The sequence below is a fragment of the Streptomyces sp. NPDC046862 genome, assembly GCF_040704615.1.
Classification (GTDB): Bacteria; Actinomycetota; Actinomycetes; order Streptomycetales; family Streptomycetaceae; genus Streptomyces.
In genome coordinates this window covers 298,810-312,992 of the sequence record NZ_JBEYXP010000005.1, presented here as the reverse complement: position 1 = coordinate 312,992, position 14,183 = coordinate 298,810, and the positions used below count along the sequence as shown (strand labels likewise).

General features: G+C 70.0%; 13 protein-coding genes. 11 read left to right on the top strand and 2 right to left on the bottom strand.

Annotation, left to right across the window (positions count from 1 at the left end; all coding sequences use genetic code 11):
- The first annotated feature begins 518 nt into the window (after nt 1-518).
- From AB0959_RS08195 to obgE, 4 genes are all read left to right on the top strand, one after another.
- Nucleotides 519-1,865 carry a phospholipase D-like domain-containing protein gene (locus AB0959_RS08195; RefSeq protein ID WP_366825483.1) on the top strand — a complete coding sequence of 449 codons (1,347 nt, stop codon included), beginning with the start codon at nt 519-521 and terminating at the stop codon, nt 1,863-1,865.
- Nucleotides 1,866-2,063: 198 nt separating this feature from the next.
- Complete coding sequence (gene rplU, locus AB0959_RS08190) at nt 2,064-2,384, top strand: 50S ribosomal protein L21 (protein ID WP_033525816.1); 321 nt, start codon at nt 2,064-2,066, stop codon at nt 2,382-2,384.
- A 14-nt stretch (nt 2,385-2,398) separates the two neighbouring features.
- Nucleotides 2,399-2,653 (top strand): 50S ribosomal protein L27, encoded by a 255-nt coding sequence (gene rpmA / locus AB0959_RS08185; protein ID WP_366825482.1) that lies wholly within the window; start codon nt 2,399-2,401, stop codon nt 2,651-2,653.
- 115 nt (nt 2,654-2,768) lie between these two features.
- Entirely contained in the window at nt 2,769-4,205 is a 1,437-nt protein-coding gene (gene obgE / locus AB0959_RS08180) for a GTPase ObgE (RefSeq protein ID WP_366825481.1), read from the top strand.
- A 69-nt stretch (nt 4,206-4,274) separates the two neighbouring features.
- On the opposite strand, the gene AB0959_RS08175 is transcribed toward obgE, so the two are convergent.
- On the bottom strand, nt 4,275-6,350 hold the full coding sequence (locus AB0959_RS08175) for a hypothetical protein (protein ID WP_366825480.1): 2,076 nt from the start codon (nt 6,348-6,350) through the stop codon (nt 4,275-4,277).
- 469 nt (nt 6,351-6,819) lie between these two features.
- Here AB0959_RS08175 and proB point away from each other — a divergent pair, with 469 nt between their 5' ends.
- From proB to AB0959_RS08150, 5 genes are all read left to right on the top strand, one after another.
- Nucleotides 6,820-7,947, top strand: a complete 1,128-nt coding sequence (gene proB, locus AB0959_RS08170; protein WP_366825479.1) for a glutamate 5-kinase — start codon at nt 6,820-6,822, stop codon at nt 7,945-7,947.
- Nucleotides 7,948-8,103: 156 nt separating this feature from the next.
- Complete coding sequence (locus AB0959_RS08165; RefSeq protein ID WP_366825499.1) at nt 8,104-8,613, top strand: hypothetical protein; 510 nt, start codon at nt 8,104-8,106, stop codon at nt 8,611-8,613.
- Between the two features lie 127 nt (nt 8,614-8,740).
- Nucleotides 8,741-10,027, top strand: a complete 1,287-nt coding sequence (locus AB0959_RS08160; protein ID WP_366825478.1) for a glutamate-5-semialdehyde dehydrogenase — start codon at nt 8,741-8,743, stop codon at nt 10,025-10,027.
- A gap of 268 nt (nt 10,028-10,295) precedes the next feature.
- Complete coding sequence (locus tag AB0959_RS08155; RefSeq protein ID WP_366825477.1) at nt 10,296-10,913, top strand: hypothetical protein; 618 nt, start codon at nt 10,296-10,298, stop codon at nt 10,911-10,913.
- A 133-nt stretch (nt 10,914-11,046) separates the two neighbouring features.
- Entirely contained in the window at nt 11,047-12,114 is a 1,068-nt protein-coding gene (locus AB0959_RS08150) for a hypothetical protein (protein WP_366825476.1), read from the top strand.
- Nucleotides 12,115-12,201: 87 nt separating this feature from the next.
- Here the strand turns inward: AB0959_RS08150 and AB0959_RS08145 are convergent, their stop codons facing one another.
- Nucleotides 12,202-13,314 (bottom strand): M48 family metallopeptidase, encoded by a 1,113-nt coding sequence (locus AB0959_RS08145; RefSeq protein ID WP_366825475.1) that lies wholly within the window; start codon nt 13,312-13,314, stop codon nt 12,202-12,204.
- A 100-nt stretch (nt 13,315-13,414) separates the two neighbouring features.
- Here AB0959_RS08145 and AB0959_RS08140 point away from each other — a divergent pair, with 100 nt between their 5' ends.
- On the top strand, nt 13,415-13,579 hold the full coding sequence (locus tag AB0959_RS08140; protein ID WP_366825474.1) for a hypothetical protein: 165 nt from the start codon (nt 13,415-13,417) through the stop codon (nt 13,577-13,579).
- Between the two features lie 437 nt (nt 13,580-14,016).
- Nucleotides 14,017-14,181: a hypothetical protein gene (locus AB0959_RS08135; protein ID WP_366825473.1), complete on the top strand. Its 165-nt coding sequence runs from the start codon at nt 14,017-14,019 to the stop codon at nt 14,179-14,181.
- The last annotated feature ends 2 nt before the right edge of the window (nt 14,182-14,183 follow it).

Below are 14,183 nucleotides of genomic sequence, written 5' to 3'. Positions count from 1 at the left end.
GCCGGGAGGTCTCCGTCCTCGGTCCGGCGGTGAGGTGGATACGTGGGGTGCCCGGCGGCGGACGCCGGCCGCTGCGGGCGGACACCTCCCGGCACACCCCCTTGGGTACATACGCGACTGCGGGCCGGTAGGGGGCATTGTGCTGCCGGGCGCGCCCGGGTCTTTCAGGGGCGCGGGGAACTGCGTACGTGGTGTCGCGGGGCGTGCCCGTGCTTTTCAGGGGCGCGGGGAACTGCGCGACAAGCCACCACGAACCCGCAGCCGGCCACCGGCAACAACCCGGCAGACGAGACCCCACCCGCCCCACAGCCGGAGGCCCATGTGGGGAATGTCATCGGCGGTGGCGTGGCCGTTTTGGGGGTGATGGTGACGTTTCTGATGAGCCGTGAGGTCCATGAACCGCATGTGCCTCTTGGATCACGGGTAAGTAGCTGTAAAACTCAGCGAGTCACATGAATGAACACCTGAGCGGGCTCTGGGGAGAGCGCTTGCTCAAGGGGGAACGGGGAGGGGATCGCATGGCGCGCGTGCGCCTGAGGGGCACTGGGCGACACCGTGCTGTGAAGCCGGTCAAGGGTGGGCGGCAGGCCGTGGCGCTGGCCACCGTGTTGTCGGCGGCGGGAGTGCAGACGGCCGTGTCGGTGGGGACCGCCGAGGCCGCGCCCACGTGGACCGAGGGGCCCATCTTCAACGACCCGCTGGGCACCGGCGACGAGCAGATCGCGATCCGTACGCGGCTGATCCAGCTGACGGACGCGGCCCTGCCGGGTTCCACCATCAAGGTCGCCGTCTACCACGTGTGGGAGGCGTCGGTGGTGAACGCGCTGATCGCCGCCAAGGACCGCGGTGTGAACGTGCAGGTGCTCCTCGACGAGTCGAGCATCAGCGACCGGCCCACGAACACGTCGTACAGCACGCTGAAGTCGGCGCTCGGTACGGACCGCACCAAGGGGTCGTACATAACGACCTGTCCGGTGGACAAGTCGTGTCTGGGCGACCCGAAGTACGGGCAGTCGATCATGCACAACAAGTTCTGGCTGTTCTCGGCCGTCGAGGGCGCCACGAACGTCGTCGTGCAGACCACGTCGAACTCGACGCCCTCGGCGCACACCAAGTTCTTCAACGACGCCCTGCTGCTGCCGAACAACCCGACGATGTACGACGCGTACGCGGACTACTTCGACACGATGGCCGCCAAGGACTGGAAGTCCTGGGAGTACCGGACCGTCAGCAACGGGCTCTACAAGGCCTACTTCTTCCCCCGCGCCGGGAACACACGGGACACCGACACCGTGTACTCCGTGCTCAACAACGTCCAGTGCACGTACAAGGACACCGCGGGAGTCACCCAGAAGACCTGGGTGCGCGTGTCCATCTTCAAGATCACGCGGCTGGCCATCGCGGAGAAGCTGGTCGCGCTGAAGAAGGCCGGCTGCAACGTCAGCATCGTGTACGCCGAGTCCGACAGCGCGAAGAGCAGCGGTGGGACCAAGGGGACGTGGGAGAAGATGCACACGTCCGGTGGGCCGACGGTGCGGTGCTACAACGACGACCGGGACCCGTTGAACCCCGGGCAGAAGCTGACCACGCCGTACATCATCCACTCCAAGTACATCCTCGTGGACGGGATGTACGACGGGGTACGGAACAAGATCAGTTTCACCGGGTCGGGGAACTACACCGGGCCCGCCCTGCGGGAGAACGACGAGTCGATCGTCAAGGTCGACGACGACGCCGTGCACGATATGTACAAGGCGCATTTCAACAAGGTGATCGGGGTCGCCTACCCGGGCAAGGCGGACACCACGGACCTGTGCAAGGGCGTGAAGCCGCTGCCCGCGGACGGTGAGAAGCCCCTCACGTGAGAGCGCCGGGGGCTCGGTTTGACCCCTTCGGGCGTGGCCCCGTAACCTTGACCGTCGGCGTGTCCACAGATGTTCATGGCGCGCCACATCCTCGTAAACCTCATCCTTCCGGGCGCCGGGCGCCTCGGGAGAGGCCGTTCGCGTGCCGGGCGGCTGGACTGCGGGGGTGCCGTTCCCGAGCGAGAGAGTGAGATCCGCGTGTACGCCATCGTGCGCAGCGGTGGTCGCCAGCACAAGGTTGCTGTCGGCGACATCGTTGAGGTTGACAAGATTTCCACTGCCAATGTTGGCGACACGGTCGAGCTCTCGACCCTGCTCGTTGTCGACGGCGACGCTGTGACCAGCGACCCGTGGGTGCTGGCCGGCATCAAGGTCCAGGCCGAGGTCGTGGACCACCACAAGGGCCAGAAGATCGACATTCTGCGCTACAAGAACAAGACCGGCTACCGCCGTCGTCAGGGCCACCGCCAGCAGTACACGGCGATCAAGGTCACTGAGATCCCCGCGGCTGCGAAGTAAGGGACTGAGGAGAGATGGCACACAAGAAGGGCGCATCGTCCACCCGGAACGGTCGCGACTCGAACGCCCAGCGGCTCGGCGTGAAGCGCTTCGGCGGTCAGGTCGTCAACGCGGGTGAGATCCTGGTCCGCCAGCGCGGCACCCACTTCCACCCCGGCGCGGGCGTCGGCCGTGGCGGCGACGACACGCTGTTCGCGCTGCAGCCCGGTGCGGTGGAGTTCGGCACCAGCCGTGGCCGCAAGGTCGTGAACATCGTTCCGGTCGCCTGATCGGAATCCTTCGCGAGGCGGACCTCACTTCCCGGCAGGGAAGGTGGGTCCGCCTTTCGCGTGTTGGGCAAGAGACACACTCGTACGTAGCTGAAAGTGCTGGAGGCACCCCACCATGACCACCTTCGTGGACCGCGTCGAGCTGCACGTCGCCGCGGGTAACGGAGGTCACGGCTGTGCCTCCGTCCACCGTGAGAAGTTCAAGCCGCTGGGCGGGCCCGACGGCGGCAACGGCGGGCGCGGCGGTGACGTGACCCTCGTCGTCGACCAGTCCGTCACCACGCTGCTCGACTACCACCACTCGCCCCACCGCAAGGCCACCAACGGCAAGCCCGGCGAGGGCGGCAACCGCTCCGGCAAGGACGGCCAGGACCTGGTGCTGCCGGTGCCGGACGGAACCGTGGTGCTGGACAGGGCGGGCAACGTGCTCGCGGACCTCGTGGGCCAGGGGACGTCGTACGTCGCCGCCCAGGGCGGCCGGGGCGGGCTCGGCAACGCGGCGCTGGCCTCCGCCCGCCGCAAGGCCCCCGGCTTCGCGCTGCTCGGCGAGCCGGGCGATCTCCAGGACGTCGTGCTGGAGCTCAAGACGGTCGCGGACGTGGCGCTGGTGGGTTACCCGAGCGCCGGCAAGTCCTCGCTGATCTCCGTGCTCTCCGCCGCCAAGCCGAAGATCGCGGACTACCCCTTCACGACGCTCGTCCCCAACCTGGGCGTGGTGACCGCGGGCGAGACCGTGTACACGATCGCCGACGTACCCGGACTCATCCCGGGCGCCAGCCAGGGCAAGGGCCTGGGCCTGGAGTTCCTGCGCCACGTGGAGCGCTGCAGCGTGCTCGTGCACGTCCTGGACACGGCCACGCTGGAGTCGGACCGCGACCCCGTCTCCGACCTCGACATCATCGAGGAGGAGCTGAAGCAGTACGGCGGTCTGGGCGACCGCCCGCGGATCGTGGTGCTCAACAAGATCGACGTACCGGACGGCAAGGACCTCGCCGAGATGGTCCGGCCGGACCTTCAGGAGCGCGGCTACCGGGTCTTCGAGGTGTCCGCGGTCGCGCACACGGGGCTGAAGGAGCTGTCCTTCGCCCTCGCCGACCTGGTGGGCAGGGCACGCGCGGCGAGGCCCAAGGAGGAGGCGACCCGGATCGTCATCCGCCCGAAGGCCGTCGACGACACCGGCTTCTCCGTCGTGCGCGAGGCCGACGGACTCTTCCGGGTGCGCGGCGAGAAGCCCGAGCGGTGGGTCCGCCAGACCGACTTCAGCAACGACGAGGCCGTGGGCTACCTCGCCGACCGGCTGAACCGCCTCGGTGTCGAGGAGGAGCTCATGAAGGCGGGTGCCCGCTCGGGCGACGGCGTCGCCATCGGGCCCGAGGACAACGCCGTCGTCTTCGACTGGGAGCCCAGCGTCATGGCCGGCGCCGAGATGCTCGGCCGCCGTGGCGAGGACCACCGCATGGAGGGCGTACGGCCCGCCGCCCAGCGCCGCCGGGACCGCGAGGCGGAGCGGGACGAGGCGCAGCGGGAGTACGACGACTTCGAGCCGTTCTGATCCCTGACCTTGCGCGAAGGGCCCCGGGAGAGTCCTCCCGGGGCCCTACTCATGCTGCGGGAACGGATGTCACGCGTTCACGGAGTCCGACCCGTTGGGCTCGGAGTCCTCGGACATCTCCTCGGAGGCCTCGCGCGGCGAGGGGATCTCGCCGGCCAGGCGGGACTCCATGCGCACACGGCGGTCCTCGGACTTCGCGCACAGGGCCTGGATCGCCTTGTTGAAGCGCACCAGGGACGGCGGGTCGGACGGGCCGAGCAGATGCTCCTTCAACTCCGCGCGCGCCGAGGTGAAGTGGTCCTTCTCCGGGTGCCGCACCGACTCCAGGAGGGCCGGGACGCCCTCGGCGGACGGGGTGAGGATGACGCCGGCCGACACCGTCGGGAAGCCCGTACGGAACGCCTCCTCCGCCAGGCCCGAGGTGTTGGCGACCGCGTACGGCTTCTCGCTGGACAGCCAGTCGGAGACCACCGACGAGACATCGCTGATCAGCAGGTCGGCCTGGTTGAAGCAGGTGAAGATCGCGGGGCGCGCGTCCGTGATGATCTGGTGCTCCCACTCCGGGAACGACGCCCAGTAGGCCTTCTCCCAGGCGGTCGTGGCCTCGGTGATGGCCGCCTCGCGGTCGCCCTGGGGCGTGCCCTGCAGCAGCATCCGCTCCAGTTCGTCCGCGTTCTTGCGGAAGTGCGTCGAGGTGAGCTTGTCCAGCTCGACGGTGCGGCGGGCCAGCTCGGCGGCGGCCTCCGGGCCGGGCCGGGAGCCGGAGCGCCGGGTGTTGGCCTCGCGGATCATCGCCTTGATGCGCTCGTTCGCGGCGCCCGCGCGCGGGTCGACGGAACCCGTCATCGGGTGCGGCTTGTACAGCAGGCGCACGTTGTCGTCGGCCAGGAGCCCGCGGACGATGTTCTCACCGGCCAGGACCACGGACGTGTTGCCGGGGTTGCCGTCCCAGCCCTCCCAGGTGGGGGCGTACAGGACCGTGGTGTACGCGCCCGTGGGTCCGCCCGAGTAGGGACGGATCGGCGCGAGCTGGGGGCGGCCGACCTCGACGATGTCCTTGTCCTCGACACCGACCTCGGCGAGCGCGTACCGCTCGCGCGCCGCGGGGCCGGCGACCCACACCTCGTCGTACGCCTTCGCGTACGGGTTGCACGAGGACAGCTTGTCGCTCTCGCCGTGGTTGATGAACGCGTGCTTGACCGAGGGGATGCGCAGCACCTGCGAGGTCTTCGCCGCGTTCGCCGGGTGCAGCATCATCTGCAGCGTCGAGTTCTCCAGCGAGAACATCGTGGCGACCTTCGGGAAGCAGATGATCGGCACGTCGGTGGCGTCGATCTTCTGCACCATGAACCGCTCACGCAGCACGATCAGCGGCTTGCCCTCGACCTTGGAGAGCGTGGAGAGCCACATGTTCGCCTGGTACGCCGACGTCGTGCCGCCGGAGAAGTACATGGCGACCGTCGGCTGGTAGTCGGCCAGCCACTTGTCCAGCCACTCCATGACCTTCTGCTCGCTCTTCGCCCGCTTCTTCGGGAGCAGCCAGGTCGCCAGGTACACCGTGCCGCCGAGGGTCAGGGCGAGCGCGACACCGAGGCCGACACCGCCCCAGAGCCCGTCCTTGGTGATGGCGGTGGCCATCAGGCCGGCGGTGGTCGGCAGCGAGAACGTCAGCAGACGGTGGGCCTGGCGGCGGGCCAGCAGACGCGGCGGGGCCGCGGTCAGCTGCAGCGCGGACGCGTCGATGTTCCGCGTCACGATCGGCAGCGTGCGGCTGCGGCGCACCAGCACTGCCGCGCCCTGGCAGGCGAAGTGCAGCGCGTAGAAGGCGCACAGGCCGATCACCAGGGGCGCGTGCTCGGTCTCCGGGTCGATGCCCTCGATCCGCAGCAGCCCCACCAGGACCAGCATGTCGCGCAGCAGCTGCCGGACCAGCGGTTCGAACCGGACCTTGCCCAGGACCGCGAGCAGACCGGGGTCCCGGTACTGCAGGGTGGTGTCCAGAACGAGGGCCGCCGCGCTCGCGGCGACGAACACCGGGATGTTCGGCAGCAGCGCGGAGACGATCTGGGCCGTGAAGAGCGCGAACATCGCCAGCAGCGCGGACAGCTGCGCGATGCGGCGGGGGGAGAGCCTTGCGGAGGGCACGGGCTGGGCTCCTGCGGAGGGGAAGCGACGACGGATGGAGGGAAAGCAAGCGGAGAGGGTAGGAGGCGGCACGCCTCCGTGCGCGCGCCCCGGGGTTTATCCATGCCGGAGACGCCTCGAACAGGGGAGGCCGAACCATGACGGTAGGACCTATGGCGCCGGAGGAGCAATCTACGGAGGGATCAACCGCTGGAAAAGGTACATAATTTCTGGAACCTCACGAGGCTTTTGAGCGTCTTCCCGTATTCCTGTGAGGGATTCCATTCCCCCGAGGAGTTCCGGCTCTTCGCCCACCGTCACTCCGTCCGCCTTTCGTGCGCCGTCCCTCGGCCGTCCGGCGGGCGTTCAATGGGACTCCGGTGGGCGTCCGGCGAGCGTCCATCCACCGAAATGCCGCGACATCCGTCCCTAGTGCTCACGTAGATTGCAGACACGGGTTGGCCGGAACAGGGAAAATGTGGGGATACGCGTGTCTACGGCAAGGCAGGGCGTCGAAGAAGCACACAGGATCGTCGTCAAGGTGGGCTCCTCGTCCCTGACCACGGCGGCCGGGGGCCTGGACGCCGACCGGGTGGACGCCCTCGTCGACGTGCTCGCCAAGGTGCGCAGCGGAGGCGAGAGGGAGATCGTGCTGGTCTCCTCCGGTGCCATCGCCGCCGGGCTCGCGCCGCTGGGCCTGCGCCGGCGCCCCAGGGACCTCGCCCGGCAGCAGGCGGCCGCGAGCGTCGGCCAGGGCCTGCTCATGGCCCGCTACACGGCCTCCCTGGCCCGGTACGGCATCCGTGTCGGCCAGGTGCTCCTCACCTCCGACGACATGAGCCGCCGCGCCCACCACCGCAACGCCTCGCGGACCCTCGACAAGCTGCTCGCGATGGGCGCGCTGCCGGTCGTCAACGAGAACGACACCGTCGCCACCGACGAGATCCGCTTCGGTGACAACGACCGCCTCGCCGCTCTTGTCGCCCACCTCGTCCGGGCCGACCTGCTGGTCCTGCTCTCCGACGTGGACGGCGTCTACGACGGCGACCCCAGCAGGCCCGGCACCTCGCGGATAGCGGAGGTGCGGGGGCCCGAGGACCTCGCCCACGTCGAGATCGGCAGCGCGGGCAAGGCGGGCGTCGGCACCGGCGGCATGGTCACCAAGGTCGAGGCCGCCGCAATCGCCACCGGGGCGGGCGTCCCCGTGGTCCTGACCAGCGCCGTCCACGCGGCGGACGCTCTCTTGGGTCGCGACACCGGCACGTACTTCCACCCCACGGGCAAGCGCTCCGCCGACCGGCTCCTGTGGCTCCAGCACGCCTCCACCCCGCAGGGCTCGCTCACGCTGGACGACGGGGCCGTGCGCGCGGTCGTCGAGGGCCGCAAGTCACTGCTGCCCGCGGGCATCGCGGCGGTCGAGGGAGAGTTCACCGCCGGGGACCCCGTCGAGCTGAAGGACGGCGAGGGACGCGCGGTGGCACGGGGGCTCGTCAACTTCGACGCCAAGGAGATCCCCCTGCTGATCGGCCGCTCGACCCGGGAACTGGCGCGCGAGCTGGGTCCCGCGTACGAACGAGAGGTCGTACACAGGGACGATCTGGTCCTGCTTCACCCGTGACCGAACGTGCCCGGAAAAGGCCGAATCACAGGCTTTCGGCGGTGCACGTTCCGTAAAACCGCCACGCGGAGCCGTCCGGCCTGCTCAACTTTGTTGCAGGGAGATTCCACCCGGCCAAGGCCCGGACATTGCGAAAAGGAGGCCGTCGTGAGACGAGTGCGCCCTGGGGCGGCGGCGTCCCGCGGTGGTGGCACCTCCCGCGGGGTCGGCGAGGAGCGCGCGCTGACCAGCGTCGCGGCCGGAGACGCGTACGACGGGAAGCCTTCCGGGCAGGTCTCGGGGCAGCCCTCCGGGAAGCCGTCCGGCGTGGAGGAGCCGACGGACCTTCCCCGGCTGTGGCACGTGACGCTCAGCGTCTCGGGCGGCGAGGCCCCGCTGAAGGAGGTGCGGCGAGGGCTGGAACAGCTCGCCCACGACCACCCCTTTCTGCTGACCAGCCGCTACGCCACCGACCACGCCGAGATCCGCTACTGGGAAGAGGCCCGCGACCTGCACGACGCGGCCGCCGTGGCCCTGCGCCTGTGGGGCGAGCACCGCCAGAGCGCCAAGCTGCCGCCCTGGGAGATCGTCGGCCTGGAGGTCATCGACCGCGAGACCTACCACCAGCGCATCGCCGAGGGGTACGGGCCGCTGCCGGCGACACCCGTGGGAGTGCATCCCTTCTGAGGACCGCCCGTCACCGAGGGTGTGCCGCGCGGAGCACCTTTGGGCCCTGTTCGGGCGTTTTGAGAGCCCCGTCTCGCGCTGTGGGATAGCCGATGGACGTCTCCGCCAGGCGCACTACGCTTCCAGCATGACCACGCTCTCGCCGTACGACGCCATGTCCCCGGTCACCCAGGCCGCCTACCGTGCCAAGGCCGCCGCCGCCGACCTCGCGCCGCTGCCGCGTGCCGAGAAGGACGACGCGCTGCTCGCCATCGCGGACGCGCTGGAGGTCCGCACGAGCGAGATCGTCGCGGCCAACGCCCAGGACATCGAGCGTGCCCGCGAGGCCGGCACCAGCGAGGCGATCATCGACCGGCTGACGCTGACCCCGGAGCGGGTCCGGGCCATCGCCTCGGACGTGCGCGACGTCGTCTCGCTGCCCGACCCGGTCGGCGAGGTCGTCCGCGGCTCCACCCTGCCCAACGGCATCGACCTGCGCCAGGTGCGCGTCCCGCTGGGCGTCGTCGGCATCATCTACGAGGCCCGGCCGAATGTGACCGTCGACGCCGCCGCCCTGTGCCTGAAGTCCGGCAACGCGGTGCTGCTGCGGGGGTCGTCCTCCGCGTTCGAGTCGAACACCGCGCTCGTCCGTGTGCTCCGGGACGCCGTCGGCGGCGCCGGGCTGCCCGCCGACGCCGTGCAGCTCGTGCCCGGCGAGAGTCGCGAGTCGGTCCGCGAGCTGATGCGGGCCCGCGGCCTTGTCGACGTGCTCATCCCGCGCGGCGGCGCCTCCCTGATCCGTACGGTCGTCGAGGAGTCCACCGTCCCCGTGATCGAGACGGGCACCGGCAACTGCCACGTCTACGTCGACGCCCAGGCCGACCTCGACATGGCGATCGACATCCTGATCAACTCCAAGGCCCAGCGGGTGAGCGTCTGCAACGCCGCCGAGACCCTGCTGGTCCACCAGGACATCGCCCCCGAGTTCCTGCCGCGCGCCCTGGACGCGCTGGCCGACGCCGGCGTGACCGTGCACGGCGACGAGCGCGTGCTGGCCTACGCCAAGGACACGCGGGCCACCGTCGTCGAGGCCACGACGGACGACTGGGAGACCGAGTACCTCTCGTACGACATCGCCGCCGCCGTCGTCGACTCACTCGACCGGGCCGTGGAGCACATCCGGCTGTGGACCTCCGGGCACACCGAGGCGATCGTCACGACCTCGCAGCAGGCCGCCCGCCGCTTCACTCAGTTGGTGGACTCCACGACCGTCGCGGTGAACGCCTCGACCCGCTTCACGGACGGCGGCCAGTTCGGCTTCGGGGCCGAGATCGGCATCTCGACGCAGAAGCTCCACGCCCGCGGCCCGATGGGGCTGCCCGAGCTGACCAGCACGAAGTACATCGTGACCGGCGACGGGCATGTGCGGCGCTGAGCATCTCAGCGCTCAGCTGTTGAACGCTGGGCAGTTGAACGCTGGGCTGTTGAAGGATGGGCAGTTGAAGGCGAAACGAGAGCTGGTGCGGGTGAGGTGACCGGGCGCCCGGCGCGCGCCGGGCTCGCGGCGGACGGTGCGCGCGCGGGCGCCCGAGGATGTCCCGGGGAGCGTCGGCACCGGTCTGTTCCTGTGAACTGCCTACGCAAAGCGGATGAATTTCCTTACCGTCTGCCCAAATTGACCCCTCGGGACTACTCTGGATCCCGTGCCGGAGGACGTGGGGGGCACGCCGTTCCCTGACGGCTGGGAGCCCGACGACGACCGCGACCGCGGGGGTATGGACGAAGAGTTCGCCTCCGTGGTCTTTGACGAGGCCTTCGTACGGGCGGCCGTGGTCCATGAGCCGACCGCCGTCGAACGCCTCCTGGCCGCCGCCCAGGCCCGCGCGGAAGCGCAGGAGGCCGAAGCGCGCCGGGCTCGCACCAGAGGCGTACGCGGCGACGACGAGCGCTACGACGACGGCTTCGGGCCCGACGGTGATTTCGGCCACGGCCGGGACTTCGACGACCTGGACGACGCGGAGATCCTGGAGGGCCGCTACGGCGAGCTGGGAGCCTACGGCCGGGGGTACGGCAAGCAGGCCCGCTGGCACCGGCCCGTCGCCTGGGTGCTCGCCCTCGTCATGGGCATAGGCATGGTCGCCCTCGCCTTCACGGCGGTCTACCGCGGCGCCTCCTCGGGCAGTCGCCAGGACCAGGTCCCACCGCCCGCCTCCACGGGCGTCGAGCAGGGCGGCGTCACCGGTTCGGCGGGCCCGTCCGGCCCTTCGGCGTCGGCCGACTATTCCCAGCCACCGGTGTCGGCGGTGCCCCGTACTCCCTGAGCGGTGCCCCGTACTCCCTGAGCCAGGGCCGGTTCCACGGTTCGACGACCGTTCGAAAACCTGGTGAGAACCTGTCAGAACTTGTCACGCGGCCGGGCGTTTACCTGGCACCTACAAGACCTACTCTGAAGGTATGGGCGGGCCAGGAGACCCACCTGAGGGACCACTCGAAGGTGCTCCCGGTGGTGGAGAGGACGAGTACCGATCCGTCGTCTTCGACGAGTCGTTCGTCCGTGCTGCCCGCCTCCAGGAGTTTTCCGCCCAGGAGCGCTTGGGCGACCACGCCCCCGCCGTGCGCCGCCGCCCGCCCATGCGGCGCAACCTGTCCCGGCAGGCGGTGATCCTCGTCCTGCTGATCGCCATGGCCTTCGGCACCGCCATCTACATGGGCGTGCGCCATCCGTACGAGACCCCGGCCGCCCAGCCCACCGAGCCGCTGCGGATGACCGTCATCCCCCTCGCGCCCCAGGCTCAGGTGCCCGGCTCCACGAATCCCGAGAACCTGTACGCGCACAGCCCGGCCGCACAGTTCCGCATCGGCGCCGAAGGCATCACCATGCCGGTCACCCGCCGCACCGAGCACTTCTCGGACAGCCAGGTCGTCACCGCGCTGAGCACCGCCAAGGACTACCTCGTGGCCTCCGCACTCGCCCCGGAGGTACTGAACGGACGGTCCGTCCGGCCCGCGCGGATGCTGCTCGATCCACAGCAGCTCGACCAGTTCGACCAGAGCTTCGCCCGCCCCACCGCCGACGGACGGCACGCACCCACCGGCTGGCTGGTCCGCTTCGATCCCTCCCGCGCCCGGCTCGCCGACACCAAGGTCCGCGTCCAGGGCACCCTGCAGGCCGCCGAGTACGACTCCCGCACCCTTGAGGTCACCGCCGAGCACACCCTGGTCTACGCGCTGCGGCCCGCCGGCTCCGGCGACAAGGCCAAGGCCTCACTGTTCACCGTCCGGCGCGAGCTGCACTTCCGCTTCGACACCGACGACCTGCGCACCCACCAGGCCGAACTCGTCGTCTCCTACGTCCAGGCCGGGCCGCTCGCCTGCTCCGAGGACTCCACCAACCACCTGCGCCCGCTGCTCGCAGGTCAGACGGCCAAGGAGGGCGGCCCGGCCGGCACCGACCCCTTCGCGACGGGCGGCGCCACGGCCCTGTGCGGGTCACTGGCCCAGAGCGCGCAGCCGAAGGTCTGACCCGTCAGCCGGGCGCCGGCCGGGTGCCCCACTCCGTGAGCGCCCGGCCAGGCAGGATCCGCAGAGTGGTCGGTGCGGAACCCGCGGTCACCCGTCCTCGTCGGGGCGCCCGTCCCTCGGGGCGTCCTTGGGGGAGCCGCCGCCGTTGCCCGTGAAGCCTCCGAACCCTCGCCGCACCCGGCCGCCGAGGTCGCCCGCGCCTCCCGCGATGTCGGTGACCAGCTTCATCAGCGGGTCCTTGGAGTTCTTCACGTCGCTGGCGTAGCTCGCGGCCGACTGCCGGAACGAGTCGGTCACCGAGGTGTCCCTGTCCTCGTCCCGCCGCGCATAGTGACCGTCCATGATCCGCTGGTAGTCGCGGGACTCGGCCCACTTCTTCAGCTCGGCCGCGCGGACGGTGGTGAAGGGGTGGGAGCGGGGCAGCACGTTCAGGATCTTCAGCACGGAGTCGCGCAGGTCGCCCCCGGCCTCGTACTCGTCGGCCTGCGCGAGGAACGCGTCCACGTTCATCTCGTGCAGGTGGTTGCCGCCCGCGATCTTCATCAGGCCGCGCATCGAGGCCCGCAGGTCCTGGCCGACCAGCAGACCCGCGCGGTCCGCGGACAGCTCCGACTTGCGGAACCACTCGCGCAGCGCGGTCACGATCGCCATGATCGCGAGGTTGCCCAGCGGGATCCACGCCACCCTCAGGGCCAGGCTGGTCAGGAAGAGCAGGATCGTGCGGTAGACGGAGTGGCCCGAGAGCGCGTGACCCACCTCGTGACCGACGACCGCCCGCATCTCCTCCTCGTCGAGCAGCTCGACGAGCCCCGTGGTGACGACGATGATCGGCTCGTCCAGGCCTATGCACATCGCGTTCGGCTGCGGGTCCTGGTTGACGTACATCGGCGGGACCTTCTCCAGGTCCAGGATGTAGCAGGCGTCCCGCAGCATGACGTTCAGGTGCGCGAACTGCTCGTCGGAGACCCGCACCGAGTCGGACAGGAACAGCAGCCTCAGGCTGCGCTCGGGCAGCAGACCGCTGAGCGCCTTGAAGACCGTGTCGAAGCCGCTGAGCTTGCGCAGGGCCACCAGGGCCGAGCGGTCCGCGGGATGTTCGTACGCTCGCGAGGAGATCCCCTCGAAGCGCCTGCGCTGCCTGCTGGGCACCTTCTCGTGCCCGTTCTCGTTCCCGTTGTGCTCGTGGCTGTCGTCGGACATGTGTCCCCCATGCGTCTGATTGCCCTGTGTGCCCCCCGAGGCGAGCTCCAGCCTAGGCGGAGATACCGTGGCAGGGCAGCACACCGTAAGGAGCGATCCCATGGAGCACGTCCCAGCAGCCGACTGGATCACCGAGGCCGCGTCGGCGGCCGAGAGGCAGGGACCGGGCAACCTGCTGCGCGTCGTACTGATCGTGATGGTCGTCGGATGCGTCCTGGTCGGGTGGTTCCTCCTGCGCGGCTACCGGCGGGACGACGACGGCTGACAGTGGCTGACCGCGGCTGACGGCCGGCTTCGAGGCGGCTTTCGTCTCGTGGTGGCTTCTCTGTCCTGTGGTCCCTCCCTCGGTGGGGACGTGGAGACGGACGATCGGCTCCGGGCCGACGCGGGTCGGCGGACCGGCGGTCTCGGGGCGGCTGCCACGTACGTCCTGGGCGGGGGGCTCGCGTACGTGACCCTGGCGGGCGGTCCTGCACATGACCGGTGGGCGGGAGTCCTGCGTACGTCCCGCGCGGTCTCGGTGACCTCCTGGGGCGCGGGTGCGCACGGCAATGAATACGGACGGGGCGGCGGGCCCGTTCACCGGCCGCCGGGCCGCGCTTCGCGCCAACGACGGAGTCGGGGTGATCGCGGCGGAGGCGCCCGCATACGATGGGCCGGAGTCTTTGTCCCGATCCCACACCCGGATAGGTCCAGCCGACGATGAGCTTCCACAGCACCGCTGCCCAGTTGGTCACTCTCGCCGCCGAGGGCGAGGAGCACGGCGGCAACCACGAGAGCCTCAGCCCCTACCTGACCGGCGGCGGAGCGTTCTTCGTGCTGCTGCTCCTGCTGTGGATCACCACCCGCTTCAACCGCGACCGCTGAAT

Excerpts from the sequence above, each read along its gene's own strand:
- AB0959_RS08195 (WP_366825483.1), top strand. The coding sequence starts at position 519 with ATGGCGCGCGTGCGCCTGAGGGGCACTGGGCGACACCGTGCTGTGAAG.
- obgE (WP_366825481.1), top strand. The coding sequence starts at position 2,769 with ATGACCACCTTCGTGGACCGCGTCGAGCTGCACGTCGCCGCGGGTAAC.
- AB0959_RS08150 (WP_366825476.1), top strand. The coding sequence starts at position 11,047 with ATGGGCGGGCCAGGAGACCCACCTGAGGGACCACTCGAAGGTGCTCCC.
- AB0959_RS08140 (WP_366825474.1), top strand. The coding sequence starts at position 13,415 with ATGGAGCACGTCCCAGCAGCCGACTGGATCACCGAGGCCGCGTCGGCG.
- AB0959_RS08145 (WP_366825475.1), bottom strand. The coding sequence starts at position 13,314 with ATGTCCGACGACAGCCACGAGCACAACGGGAACGAGAACGGGCACGAG.
- AB0959_RS08135 (WP_366825473.1), top strand. The coding sequence starts at position 14,017 with ATGAGCTTCCACAGCACCGCTGCCCAGTTGGTCACTCTCGCCGCCGAG.
- AB0959_RS08160 (WP_366825478.1), top strand. The coding sequence starts at position 8,741 with ATGACCACGCTCTCGCCGTACGACGCCATGTCCCCGGTCACCCAGGCC.
- rpmA (WP_366825482.1), top strand. The coding sequence starts at position 2,399 with ATGGCACACAAGAAGGGCGCATCGTCCACCCGGAACGGTCGCGACTCG.